5 protein-coding genes and 1 pseudogene are annotated in these 13,039 nt (G+C 71.2%); 2 read left to right on the plus strand and 4 right to left on the minus strand.

Annotation, left to right across the window (positions count from 1 at the left end):
• The coding region (locus tag KN815_RS12865; RefSeq protein WP_216341922.1) for a beta-ketoacyl synthase N-terminal-like domain-containing protein at positions 1 to 4,151 on the minus strand (4,151 nt) is incomplete at its 3' end.
• Between the two features lie 224 nt (positions 4,152 to 4,375).
• Between KN815_RS12865 and mhpA the strand changes: the two genes are divergently transcribed.
• Positions 4,376 to 6,028: a bifunctional 3-(3-hydroxy-phenyl)propionate/3-hydroxycinnamic acid hydroxylase MhpA gene (gene mhpA / locus KN815_RS12870; RefSeq protein ID WP_216341923.1), complete on the plus strand. Its 1,653-nt coding sequence runs from the start codon at positions 4,376 to 4,378 to the stop codon at positions 6,026 to 6,028.
• A gap of 5 nt (positions 6,029 to 6,033) precedes the next feature.
• Here the strand turns inward: mhpA and KN815_RS12875 are convergent, their stop codons facing one another.
• Both KN815_RS12875 and KN815_RS12880 read right to left on the minus strand, forming a co-directional pair.
• The gene (locus KN815_RS12875; RefSeq protein ID WP_216341924.1) at positions 6,034 to 8,922 is read right to left on the minus strand and encodes a helix-turn-helix transcriptional regulator; all 2,889 of its coding nucleotides are present in this window, start codon (positions 8,920 to 8,922) and stop codon (positions 6,034 to 6,036) included.
• Positions 8,923 to 9,494: 572 nt separating this feature from the next.
• Positions 9,495 to 10,124, minus strand: a complete 630-nt coding sequence (locus KN815_RS12880) for a malonic semialdehyde reductase (RefSeq protein ID WP_216341925.1) — start codon at positions 10,122 to 10,124, stop codon at positions 9,495 to 9,497.
• A gap of 192 nt (positions 10,125 to 10,316) precedes the next feature.
• On the opposite strand from KN815_RS12880, the gene KN815_RS12885 reads away from it, so the two are divergent.
• On the plus strand, positions 10,317 to 11,279 hold the full coding sequence (locus tag KN815_RS12885; RefSeq protein WP_216341926.1) for a zinc-dependent alcohol dehydrogenase: 963 nt from the start codon (positions 10,317 to 10,319) through the stop codon (positions 11,277 to 11,279).
• 50 nt (positions 11,280 to 11,329) lie between these two features.
• Here KN815_RS12885 and KN815_RS12890 read toward each other — a convergent pair.
• Positions 11,330 to 13,003: pseudogene (locus tag KN815_RS12890) on the minus strand (hypothetical protein).
• Positions 13,004 to 13,039: the final 36 nt, after the last annotated feature.

Consider the following 13,039-nt stretch of genomic DNA (forward strand, 5'->3'; position numbering starts at 1 on the left):
ATCACCCGCTGCTGCGACGGACCATTCGGCGCCGTCAACCCATTCGACGCACCATCCTGATTCACCGCAGAACCCCGCACCACAGCCAACACCCGATGCCCATTGCGCTCAGCATCCGACAACCGCTCCAGCACCAGCACCCCCACACCCTCGGCCCACCCCGTACCATCCGCCGAAGCCGCGAACGACTTGCACCGCCCATCGACAGCAAGCCCACGCTGACGGGAGAACTCCACAAAGGCGTCCGGCCCGGCCATCACCGTGACCCCACCGGCCAGCGCCATCGAGCACTCCCCCGACCGCAACGCCTGCGCCGCCAGATGCAACGCCACCAACGACGACGAACACGCCGTATCCACCGTCACCGCAGGACCCTCGAACCCCAGCACATACGACACCCGACCCGACACCACGCTCGCCGAGGTGCCGGTCATCAGGTGGCCTTCCAGACCGGCCGGTGTGTCCGCTCCTTCGGTGGCGCCGACTCCGTAGTTCTGATGCATCATCCCGGCGAAGACGCCCACGTTCTGGCCTCGTAGCGAGCCCGGATCGATTCCGGACCGTTCCAACGCCTCCCACGACGTCTCCAGCAGCAACCGCTGCTGCGGATCCATCGCCAGCGCCTCACGCGGCGAGATCCCGAAGAAATCCGCGTCGAACTCCCCCGCGTCATAGAGAAAACCGCCCTGACGCGCATAGCTCGTCCCCGCGTGATCCGGATCCGAATCGAACAGGTTCTCCAGATCCCACCCCCGATCCGCCGGGAAATCCCCGATACCCTCACGCCCTGCCAGAACCAGCTCCCACAACTCCTCCGGCGAGCCGACCCCACCCGGCAACCGGCACGCCATCCCCACGATCGCGATCGGCTCATCGACTGCACCCGCGCCCGCGCCCGCTACCACGGCCGGAACAGGAGCCGGAAGCGCAGCAGTCGGCGACCCCGATGCCACTGCCGTACCACCGCCGAGCAGCTCGCGCCGCAGCATGCTTCCGAACGCCAGCGGTGTGGGGTGGTCGAAGGCGGAGGTGGCGGGCAGGCGGAGCCCGGTGGCCTCGCTCAGCCGGTTGCGCAGCTCCACCACGGTGATCGAGGTCAGGCCCAGGTCGGTGAAGGCCCGCTCGGGCTCGATGGCCTGCTTGTCGGCGAGGCCGAGCAGCTCGGCGAGGTGTGCGCGGACGAGATCGGTGAGCAGCCGGTCCCGGTCGGCCTCGTGCGCGCCCATCAGCCGCTCCCGCAGGGCGACCGCGACGGCCTCGTCCACGGTGGCGGTACGGGACGGGACGTCGATCAGGTCCTGGAGCAGCGGGGAGGACGTCCCGGTGGGCACGTCCGCCACGTCGAGTTTCATCGCCACGAGTTGGGCCTGGTCCACGGCCAGGGCGGCATCCAGTGCCGCGAGTGCCTGCTGCGGGGTCAGGGCACCGGTCGTCTCGTCGGTCTCCCCCTCCCACGGCCCCCAGGCGATGGACCGGGCCGGTACCCCCCGCATGCGCAGATGCTGGGCGTAGGCGTCGAGGAAGGCGGCGGAGGCCGCTTCGGTGGTCTCCCCTGCCGCGCCGAGCAGTCCCTTGGTCGAGGAGGAGAGCACAAACGCGGTGAGGTCGGCGTTCCGGGTGAGCTCGTGCAGTGTTCTGGCCTCGGCGGCCACTCGCGCGTCGGACGGCTCGTCCACGGCCTCCCAGGCGTGTACGACCACACTCAGTGGGCTGCCCGCCTTGGCCAGCGCGCGCCTCAGTTTCGTGCGGTTGTCCAGGTCGCATTCGGCGAGCCGCACATCGGCCCCGGCGTCGGTGAGCTGGGTGCACAGCTCGGCGGCCCGGCCGCCCTGCCCCGGCGGGGCGATCAGCAGCAGTCGGCGGACGCCGTAACCGGCCACCAGGTGCCGGGCGATGGCGGCGCCGCGCCGGGTGTCCACTCCGGTGACGACCGCGGTGCCGTGGGGGTCGAAGGACACGGAGTTGTCCCGCTCGGCGTCCATACCCACGCCCGCGCTCAGGCCCGCATCCGGCCCCACGCCCATGCCCAGGACCACATCCAGTGCCACGCGTTCGAGCCGTGGAAGCAGCACGATGCCCGAGCGCACCGCGCTCTGTGGCTCGCCCGTGGCCACCGTCGCCACCAGGGCGGTGACAGACGCCTCGTCATCCCCATCGTCGAGGTCGACGATGGCGATACGGCCGGGATGAGCGGCCTGCACGGACCGCACCAGCCCCCACAGCGCGGCCTGTTCCGGATTCCTTACGTCCTCGCCCGTGGCGGTGGCCACGGCGCTGTGCGTGAGCACCACCAGCACCGCATCGGACAATTCGGCGAAGGTGAGCCACGCCTCGACTTCCCTCAGAACCACCTCGGTGGCCCCGGTATCCACGGGCGCCGATAGCAGGGCTACGGCGGGCAGAGGTGTGCTTCCGGCGGCCACCGCCGCTCTCAGCCCATCCGCGTCGACGTATTCGGCCGGCTCGGTGCCGGTGGCCCGCAACAGGCCGACGAGCCCGGGAGCCTGCGGTCCGAGCAGCGCCCAACGGGCGGGCCGGGGCTGGGGTGCGGACGGCTGGGGGATCCAGTTCGTACGGAAGAGCGCGTCATGGTACGTATTGCCGACCGCGCGCAGCCGTGCCGGGCCGTCCAGCAGCCGGTGCCGGGTGACCTTGCCGGTCGCGGTGCGCGGGATCCGCGCGATCTCGTACAGCTCCTCGGGGACCTTGAAGTACGACAGCCTCTCCCGGCACAGGGCGAGCGCCTGGGCCGGGTCGAAGCCACCAGGCGCCGGGACGATGAAGGCCACGGGGACTTCGCCGAACACCTCGTGCGGTTTGCCGACCACGGCGGCGTCGGCCACGCCGGGCGCCATCCGCAGGACGTCCTCCACCTCGACGGGGTGGATGTTCTCCCCGGCGCGGATGATGAGTTCCTTGAGCCGCCCGGTGACCGTCAGATAGCCGTCCCGGTCGCGGCGGGCGAGGTCGCCGGTGTGGAACCAGCCGTCCCGCAGCGCCTCGGCGGTGGCTTCGGGCTGGTCGTGGTAGCCCGCCATGATGTTCGGGCCGCGGACCCACACCTCGCCCTCGGTGCCGTCGGGGACGTCGAGGCCGGTGCGGTGGTCGACCACCCGTAGGGCGAGGCCGGGGACGGGCAGTCCGCAGGAGCCCTCGACCCGGGCCCCGGTCGGCCAGTTGATGGCGATCGAACCCGAGGTCTCGGTGCTGCCGTACGCGTCGATGAGCGGGGCTCCGAAGGCGTCCTCGACCGAGCGTCGCAACGCCGCGGTGGTCACGGCCCCGCCGACCAGGCCCACCCGCAGCTCCGGGGCGGTGAACCCGGGCGCCTTGGCGGCGCGGACGAGGAAGTGGTACAGCGTGGGGACACCGGCGATGACCGTGGAGCGCTCCTGGCCCCACTGCTCCAGCACATCCTCGGCGGAGTGTCCGTCGGTGATCCGGGCGGTCGCTCCGACAGCCGTCACGGCCAGTACGCACACGATGTGGGAGAGGCTGTGGAACAGGGGCAGCGGCCAGAGCACCCGGTCCTCGGCGGTGAGGCCGAGCGCGGGTACGTACGACGCGGCCACCGACCAGAGGCAGTTGCGCTGGGTGGCGAGCACGCCCTTGGGCTTGCTGGTGGTGCCGGAGGTGAAGAGCATCCAGGCGATGTCGTCCAGCCCGTGGTCGTCGCGGGCCGGTGTGTCCGGCTCGGTGCCGGCGAACCGCTCGTAGGACAGACAGCCCGGGGGGACCGGCTCCTCCCCCACGACCAGCACGGTCGGCGAACTCGCCCCGGGTGACACCCCGCGCAGCAGGGGCAGGTGGGCGGTGTCGGTGATGACGACCCGACTGCCACTGACGGTGAGCAGGTGTTCCAGTTCGGCCTGGGAGACATGCGGATTGACCGGGACGCCGATGCCACCGGCGCGGACGACGGCGAAGTAGCTCTCCACCATCTCGACGCGATTGCCGAGGTACATGGCCACGCGGTCACCCGGCAGCAGACTCAGTCCGGCCAGATGGCCGGCGAGCCGACGGGTGCGCACCTCCAGTTCGGCGTAACTGATGGCGCGACGGGCGTCGATGTAGGCGGTTTTGTCGCCGAAGCGGCGGCTCTGCTCGGTGAGGAGGTCCTGGATGGGGCGGATCAGTTCGGTGCGCAGCATGCACCTCTCCCCTCCCTGCGGTCAGGGTTCCCGGTGATGCGTCAGCGGCTTCACCGACTCCAGCTTCACACCGGAAAACTAGAAGAATCCCCTGATTCACCCCCCTCATCCCCCCTTATTTGGTGATCGCCAAGCCCCCTTGATCCGTGGTCCGTTCGACCGCTCTCCGCAGTCCGCTCGGCACCCGCTGGTAGGTTTCACCGCACCGGAGGAGGGAGGAGCGGATGCGCCCTGCGGACCCGGACACACCACAAGCGGACGCCGCGAAAGCGGGCACACCACAAGCGGACGCGCCACAAGCAGAGGCGCCCGAAGCAGACGTGCTCATCGTCGGCTACGGACCCATCGGACAGGTGCTGTCCATCCTGCTGGCCGCCCGAGGCTGGCGCGTGCTGGTCGTGGAGCGATGGGAGACCCCCTACACACTGCCCCGGGCGACCAGCTTCGACGGTGAGACGGCCCGGACCCTGGCGTCGCTGGGGGTGGCCGGTTCGTATCCGGAGATCGGGCTGCCGGCCGACGCCTACGACTGGCGCAACGCCGAGGGCAGGTCTCTGCTACGGGTCGAGCTGGCCGAGCGGGGTGTGCACGGCTGGCCGGAGACGACCACGATGCACCAGCCGGCGCTGGAGGAGGTGCTCTGCGCCCGCGCCGAGCGGCTGCCCCATCTGCGGGTGTTTCGCGGTTACGCCGCGACGGACCTGGTGGACCACGGCACCGGGGTCGAGCTGACGGCGACGGACGCGGCGGGTGGGCGGCTGCGGTGTGCCGCCTCCTGGGTGGTCGGTTGCGATGGGGCGAACAGCTTCGTCCGCGACCACATCGGGCTGCGCACCACGGACCTCGGCTTCTCCTTCGACTGGCTGCTGTGCGATGTGGTGCTCACTGAACCGCGGGTGTTCTCCCCGCTCAATGTGCAGCACTGCGATCCGGACCGGCCGACGACGGCGGTGGGCAGCGGGCCGGGGCGCCGGCGCTGGGAGTTCATGCGGCTGCCCGGGGAGAGCGTGGCCGAGCTGAACCGGGAGGAGACGGCCTGGCGCCTGCTGGAACGCTTCGATGTCACCCCGGAGAACGCCACCCTGCGGCGGCACACCGTCTACAGCTTCCAGGCCGCCTGGGCCGACGAGTGGCGGCGGGGGCGGGTGCTGCTGGCCGGGGACGCCGCCCATCTGATGCCGCCGTTCACCGGTCAGGGCATGTGCGCGGGCATCCGGGATGTGCTCAATCTGTCCTGGAAGCTGGACCTGGTGCTGCGGGGCGCCGCCGGTGAGCGGCTGCTGGACACCTATCCGCGTGAGCGCATCGACCATGTGCGGGAGGCCATCGACACCTCGGTACGGCTGGGCAGGGTGCTGTGCGTGACCGACGCCGCCACCGCCGCGAGCCGGGATGCCTCGCTGCTCGCGGGCGCGGGGGCGGGCCCGGACACCGGCCGGGGCAGGCAGCACGGCGCGGGTCCGCCGCTGCGGACCGGTCTGCTGTACACCGGGATCGGCACGGCGCCGGTGCCGCCGGCCGGGGAGGTGATGCCGCAGGGCCGGGTCCGCCACGAGGGCGTGACCGGGCTGTTCGACGAGGTGGTGGGCACCGGTCCGGTGCTGCTGGGGTCGGCGGATCCGGCCGCCGCGCTGGAGGAGTCTCAGCTCACCTTCCTCACCGGGCTCGGCACACATCTGGTGCATATGGTGGCGGGGGACGCCGAGGCGGCACCGGCAGCCGTCGTCGACGTCGACGAGGTGTATCTGGCGCTGCTGAAAGCGGCGCGGGCGCGCTTCCTGCTGGTACGCCCGGACCACCACATCTATGGCGCGGCCCGCACCTCCCGCGAACTCACCTCGCTGGTCGGCCAGTTCAGGTCCGGGCTGCTGGAATGACAAGGTTAGAGGAAATGCGGCAGATCCTGGCGCCGCTTGACGTTGACTTTACGGAACACGCGGGTGAGGTGCTGCTCGACCGTGCTCGCGGTGATGTAGAGCTTGGCGGCGATCTCGCGGTTGGTGTACCCCTTGGCCGCCAGTAACGCGATTCTGCGCTCCTGCGTGGTGAGCGCGGACAGCCCGTCCTGGCGCTGTTTCGCGGCCAGTTCGGCCTCGGGGCCGATGGGGTCGAGGGCGGCCTCCCGGCACAGGTGCTCGGCCCCGGTCTGCTTCGCGAGATGCCAGGCGCGGTGGGCCACCCGGCGGGCGTTGCGCTGATCCCCGGTGTCCTTGAAGGCGATGCTGAGGTCGATCAGCGCACGGGCCAGTTCGTAGTCGTCGCCGCTGTCCTTGAGCATGTCGACGGCCTCGGTGAGCAGTTGCGGGCGGCGGGTGACCCGGCTGACCGCCGCCAGGGTGCGCAGGCACAGCCCTCGGGCCCGGGAGGGGCCCGGGAACAGCCGGGCTATCTGTTCCCGTACCAGACGTTTGGCCTGGTCCTGGTCGTCCTGTGCCAGCCATGCCTCGGCCGCGCTGGTCCGCCATGAGACGGCGTCGGCGCCGGGCGCGTTCCAGGTCTCGGCGAATCTGCCGCAGGCGAGGAAGTCCGCGAGCGCGGCCTGCGGGTGGTGGGTGGCCAGCCGGTAGTGGCCCCGGGCGTGCAGATAGTGTGCGCCGTGGCGGCTGTGCAGGATGGGTTCGGGTATCGGCTGTGCCACGTACTTCTCGGCCTGCTCCAGCCGGCCGGACCGGGTGGCGGCCAGGATGGCGCAGCCCAGCACCCCGGCCAGGCCGATCCCCCAGCCCTGGGGCGCTGCCAGGGCCATGGCGCGGGCCGCCAGGTCGTGGGCGCGGATCAGGTCGCCCTGGCGCAGGTGGGCCTCGGCCCGGATGGCGAGGAACTTCCCCTGCCAGGCGACGGCATGGTGGGCGGCGGCCTCGGCCTCGAGCTTTTCGCACCAGGCCACGACCTCGTCCAGGCGACCCGCGTAGAGCAGCGCGCGCAGGGCGAGCGCTCCGGCCTCGGCGTTCCACAGGGAACCGTGGTCGAGGTGGAAGGTGCGCAGCAGCAGTTCGGCGCGGTGCACCAGGTGGTCGTTGCGTCCGCGGATCAGATCGTCGGCCAGGGTGACCGCCGAGGGCAGCCAGGGGTCGTGGCAGGGGACGGCCTCGGGGGTGGCCGCGGCGACCGACTGGGCCAGTTTGCGCAGCCCGGTGTGGAGGGGGTACGCCATCGCCGCCCAGTTCGTCAGCGGGCGGAGGTCCTCGGTCCCGGAGCCGGCGCCCTGGTGGGCGCGGGTGCGCAGGGCGTCCAGCAGGGCGGTCAGCTCGCCCAGCGCACCGGCGTTGGCGAGGCCGAGCACCAGTTCGGAAACCTCCCGGCGGTCCAGATGGCCCGCGGTGAAGTCGCGCAATTGGGGACGGAGATGGCGGACTGCGACCTGCGGTTTGAGCTGCCACTCCAGGCGGCTGAGCCGGGCGCGGATGCGCGCCGCGGTGGGGGCGTCGGTCCGGGTGCGCTGCGCGAGGTCCAGGCAGCCGAGCGCGGTGCCCACATCGCCGGCCGCCAGCGCCTCGTCGGAGGCCGTGACCAGCACTTCGGTGTCACAGTCGGCACGGGTGTCCCCGGCGCTCATCAACTGCCCGGCCACCGTCAGCGCGGGTGCGCCGGCCTCGTGCAGCAGCTCGGCGGCCGCGCGGTGCAGGGCGGCCCGGCTGTCGGCGGGCATGTCGTCCAGCACGGCGGTGGCGGCCACCGGATGGCGGAACGCCTGGCCCTCGGTGAGCAGTCCGGCGCTGACCAGGGCGTGCAGGGCCCAGCTTGTCACCGTGGCGTCCACCCCGGCCAGCCGTGCCACGTCCGCCACCGACGCCGTACCGCCGAGCACGGCGAGGGCGCGCACCACGGACAGCATCGACGGGCGGGAGTGCGTCACGAGGTCGAGCAGTGCCCGTCCGTAGCCCTCCGGATAGCATGCGCCGCCGGCCTGCTGATCGATGAGCAGGGCCTGGACGGCCAGGGGGTTGCCGCCGCTGATGCGGTGCAGTTCCGCGGTCAGCCGGGGGGAGGCGGTGTGCGGTCCGAGGAGCCGGACGGCCAGGGCGTCGACCGCGCCGCGGCTCAGGGGGCTCAGGGGGATCCGGTGTGCGTTGGGGCTCTGCGAGACCAGTCCGGCCAGCAGGGGCGAGCGCGGCCACCGCAGCGTGTGGTCATCGGTGAGCAGCACGAGGATACGGGCGGAATGCAGCCACGGGACGATGCCGGCGAGGAAGTGCAGCGAGGGCGGGTCCAGGTAGTGGGCGTTGTCGACCCAGATCACCATGGGGGTGGTCTCGGCCAGTTGGGCCAGCTCCATGGTGAGCTTCTGGAAGACGTCGACGACCTGGACTTCCGAGCCGCCCCCGGCTAACTCACCGCCGGTGACGGTGTGTTCGACCGCCGAGGTGAGCAGGGCGCGCACCCGGTCCCGGCTGGGCGGCGGGATCGTCATGCCGTGGAAGAGCTGGGTCACCACGCCGAACGGCAGAAGGTGTTCCCGGAGCGAGGCGGTGGCCCTCAGGACCAAGGCGCCGCCCGGTTCCAGGGTTTCGAGGAACTCGTGCACCAGCCGGCTCTTGCCACTGCCCAGCGGCCCGTCCACGACGGCCAGTTGCCCCTTGCCCCTGGAGGCATCGGCGAGCAGCCCGCCCAGGCCGGCCAGGATGCCGTCGCGCTCGACCAGGTCGGGAGGGCCGTCGCCGGGCGCGCGATCCCCCTCGTTTCCCTGGCCCTCCTGGTCCCTCCGGAAACCGACCGCCGGCCGACCGGCGTCGGCCGTGGAATCGTGGCATTCCATCAAGCTCACAGGCACCCCAGCTTTCTGAAATTCCTCAATCCGCGCGGCCGCTCATAGGGCATGTCCGCGCGAAAGCGCATGACGAGCAGGCAGAACTCCTCGGCGGCACAAGCGCGTTGCCCACCCTCGATGCCCACGGCGTCCCGCCGGGAGAGAGAATGAGTGAGGGAAATACACGAGCCGGGCCGGAGTCTTCTGTTTCAACAGCATGTAAACAGCGTGTGGCTGCGACATGCACCGGATAGGGGCACTCTCGGGTCCTATGCGTAGGTCCCGGCGCGCCGCGCTGTCAAGCGAGTGAGTCGTACATCACGAAACGATCACGCCGCGTTTTTCGGCCGCCTCGGCGTGGCCCTCGTCCCTGCGGGAGGGCACCGTACGGGCGGTGTGGACGCGTGGTGGGGGCCGGTGATTGGGCCGAAAGTCGACGGTTCTCGAGGGGTCCCGCGTACGTGGCTCGGCGTACCGCCGCCGAACGAGGCCGGCCCGGCGAGGGGAGCGCCGCCCGACGCCACGAGGGATCAGGTCACCGCGTATGAAGTGGCCTGATCCCATGAGTATGTGCGCCTTACATCACCTCACTGCTGTCAGACCAGCCGTACCGCCTGCTCGTACGAGGGGCGCGGCAGCCGGTCCCGGTAGGCTTCGGCGCTCGGGTAACCGATGTTGACCAGCAGGATCGACCGCCACCGGCCATCGGGGAAGAACTCCTTGTCCACCGCCGCGGCGTTGAAGCCCTTCATCGGCCCGGCGGCGAGCCCCGCCGCGCGGACGGCCAGCACGAAGTAGCCCGCCTGGAGTACCGCGTTGAAGTCCCCCTGGGACTCGCGCAGTTCCTGGTTGGCCTCCAGCATCTGCTGCAACTGCGGGTTGGACGGGGCGAGGAACGGCACATACTCCGGGTACCGGGTGTCCGCGGCCAGCACCGCGGTGACCGGGGCCGAGGCGGTCTGCTCCTGGTTGGGCTGCGCCACTCCGGTCAGCAGCCGCTGCTTTCCTTCCTCGGTGCGCACGTACAAAATGCGCAGCGGATTGATATTCGCCGAGGTCGGGGCCCATTTGAACAGTTCATAGATGGCCTCCAGACGGTCGTCGCCCACCGGCTTGTCGCTGAAGTCATAGGCCGTCTTGGCCTCGGTGAAGAGAAGTTTCCGCCCCTCGGGGGAAAGTGCGTACAGGGCCTGATCGATATCGGGGGCCAGGGTGCTGTCCGACATGGCCGTTCCACTCCTTGCTCACGGTATGGCAATCGCGTCCACAGCGTACGCGTAGGTGATGTGCCGCGGCTGAGACTTGGTCAGGTGCGGTGATGATGTGGTCTATCGCCGCGCCGATCATGTGTGGCACGCTCTTGCCATGATGCTGGCGGCACGTCTTTCCGGAAAGCAGGCGTTCCCTTGAGGGCCGCCGTGCTGACGGAGCCCGGTGCGCTGTCCGTGGTGTCCGTGCCGGAGCCGTCCTGCGGCCCCGGGGAGGTGCTGATCCGGATGCGGGGCACGGGGCTGTGCGGCTCCGATCTCGCGGTGCACGCGGGACACCGGCGGCCACCGAGTCTGCCCTGGATCCTGGGCCACGAGGGGACGGGGCGGATCGTCGAGCTGGGCAGCGCGGTCAGCGGTCTGCGCACCGGCCAGGACGTGGTCATCGAACCGGACTACTGCTGTCTGACGTGCGCCCCCTGCCGGGCCGGGCGGACGTCGGCCTGCGCCGGCCGGGCCGCTGTGGGACTGACCGTTCCCGGTCTGCTGAGTGACTACGTCGTGGCACCGGCCGCGTTCGTCTGGCCGGTCGCCCCGCGGCTGCCGCTCGAGGACCTGGTCTGTGTGGAACCGGCGACCGTGGCGCGGGCGGCGATGCGGCGCTCGGGCATCGCGCCGGGGCAGAGCTGCCTGGTGATCGGGGCCGGTTCCCAGGGCCTGCTGCTGTGCCAGGCGCTGATCGACCACGGTGTGACGGTGTTCGTCCAGGAGCCCAACGAGGCCCGGCTCGACCGCGCGTGTTCCCTGGGCGCGGCACCCCTGCCACCGGACATGGACGGGCTCCCCTGTCTCTTCGAGACCTCCGGCGCCCCCGGAGTCATCGAGCAGGGGCTGCGACGGCTCGCCAAACCCGGCACCGCCGTTCTGATCGGGATGAACACCTCCCCGCTCGGAGTCTCGCCCCGCGATCTGGTGGCGGGACAGATCACCCTCATCGGCAGCATGATCTACGACCATCCGGTGGACTTCGCACAGACCGTCAGCGCCCTGGAGTCGCGGACACCGCCCCGGCTCGGGGCGGTGGTCAGCGACGGCTATGCCCTGGAGGACGTCCAGGAGGCGTTCACCGCGGCGTACACCGCGGCGGGAAAGGTGTGGGTCGACCTTTGCTGAGCGGCTGCGCCGGGGCGGCCGCTCAGGAGAGGTCGCCCCGGCGGCGGACCTCATTCGGCGGGCCCGGTCAGACGCAGCACACTCCCCTCCCCATTGGCCGATACGAGGAGGGCCCCGTCCGGGGCGACGGCGAGCCCGGCGAACTGGCGCGGGCGGCCGGGGACTCCGGGGATCGGCTCGGGCTCGGTGCGCGTGATCCCGGGCGGCAGGCCGACCGCCAAGTTCTCGGCGTCGATCCTGCACTCTCCCGTGGCCGGCGAGATCGCCCGCAGCCGCCGGTGCGCGACCTCCACCGTGAACAGCTCGTCACCGCGCACGGCCAGGCCCTGCGGTGCCCCGAGCCCGTCCGCGACGACCACCGCCGCGCCGTCCTCCAGCCGGAGCACCGCGCCGCGCCGGTCGTCGCTGACGTAGCAGCGCCCCTCGCCGTCGAAGGCGACGTCCAGAGGGTGGTCGAGTCCCTCGGCGAGCACGCTCACCGTGTCGGTGTCGTCGATGCGCAGGATGCGGCCCGTACCGGTCTCGGCGACCACGAGGGAGCCGTCCGGTGCGACGGCGATTTCCGGTGGGCTGGTCCAGCCCGGTGGCCCGCACTCGCGTGGTCTTGTCGACGGGGTCGTGGGTGCGCACATCGCCGAGTTGTGAGGTGAGGTGGAGCAGGCCGTCGTCGGCGGTGACGTTGTGCACGGCGTAGATCAGCTCGTGGGTGACGACACCGGGCTCCTCGCCGTCCTCACCTGAGCCGGAACCGGAACCGGAGCCGGGACCGGACCCGGGACCAGACCCGGGACCGGACCCGGGACCGGAGACATCCGGGCTCGCCAGGCGGAAGTGGTCGGCCGCGTACACCGTGCCGCCGAGGTCGACCGTGATGCCGAACGGCCCGTCGAACCCCTGCGGGACCACCACCCGGGTCCTGCCGTCCGTGTGCATCTCCGCGATCCCGCCACTGGCGAAGCTGGAGACGAACATCCGGTTCTCATGGTCGAACGCGGCGTTGTCCAGCCCGACGATGCCGCTCGCCACGACCGTCCGGGCCCCGGTCTTCAGATCGATACGGGTCACCAGACCGGCCATGCCACGGGACAGGACGACGAGCACGCCGCCCCGGTCGAACCGCACCGCGACCGGGTCGTCCACCTCCTCGGCGACCAGCTCGGGCACCCCTCCGTCGGGCGGGATACGCCAGACCTGGTTGCGCATCATCTGCGGGTAGTACAGGCAGCCGTCGGGGCCGAGTTGCATCGCGTTGCCCAGGGCCAGCCCGTCGGTCAGCACCGCCGGGTCGCCGCCGCCGGGGAACAGCTCCATCAGCCGGCCGTTCATCTTCATCTCGTTGACGAAGAGCCGGTCGCCGACGCAGGTGATGCCGTTGGGCAGCGACACCTGGTCGGAGACGAGGGTGTACGCGCCCTCCGAGCCGCGCCGCCACACCCGGCCGGGGTGAGATCGGCGATGTACATCGAGCCGTCCGCCCCGAAGGCCAGGTCGTCCGGCGCTTCCACCGGGCCGTCGAGCGGCACCACCACCTCGACATCACCCGAGGCCGGGTCCACGGCGCTGATCTGCCCGGCGAGGAACTGCGCCACGTACAGCCGCCCGTCGGGGCCGAATGTGACGCCGTTGGAACCCCACAGCCGGTTCGCCCTGGTCAGTCGACGCACCTCCATGCGGTCGCTCGTGGCCCGGCCGCGGCCGGTGTCGTCGAACCGGCTGGGGTGCATCGTCGCTCCTTGGGAGTGGGTGAACTCCATCAGGTG

The sequence above is a fragment of the Streptomyces niphimycinicus genome, assembly GCF_018883605.1.
GTDB classification, from domain to species: domain Bacteria; phylum Actinomycetota; class Actinomycetes; order Streptomycetales; family Streptomycetaceae; genus Streptomyces; species Streptomyces niphimycinicus.

Bases quoted from the DNA above. Each gene is read 5' to 3' on its own strand.
- KN815_RS12880 (WP_216341925.1), bottom strand. From the start codon at position 10,124: ATGTCGGACAGCACCCTGGCCCCCGATATCGATCAGGCCCTGTACGCA.
- mhpA (WP_216341923.1), top strand. From the start codon at position 4,376: ATGCGCCCTGCGGACCCGGACACACCACAAGCGGACGCCGCGAAAGCG.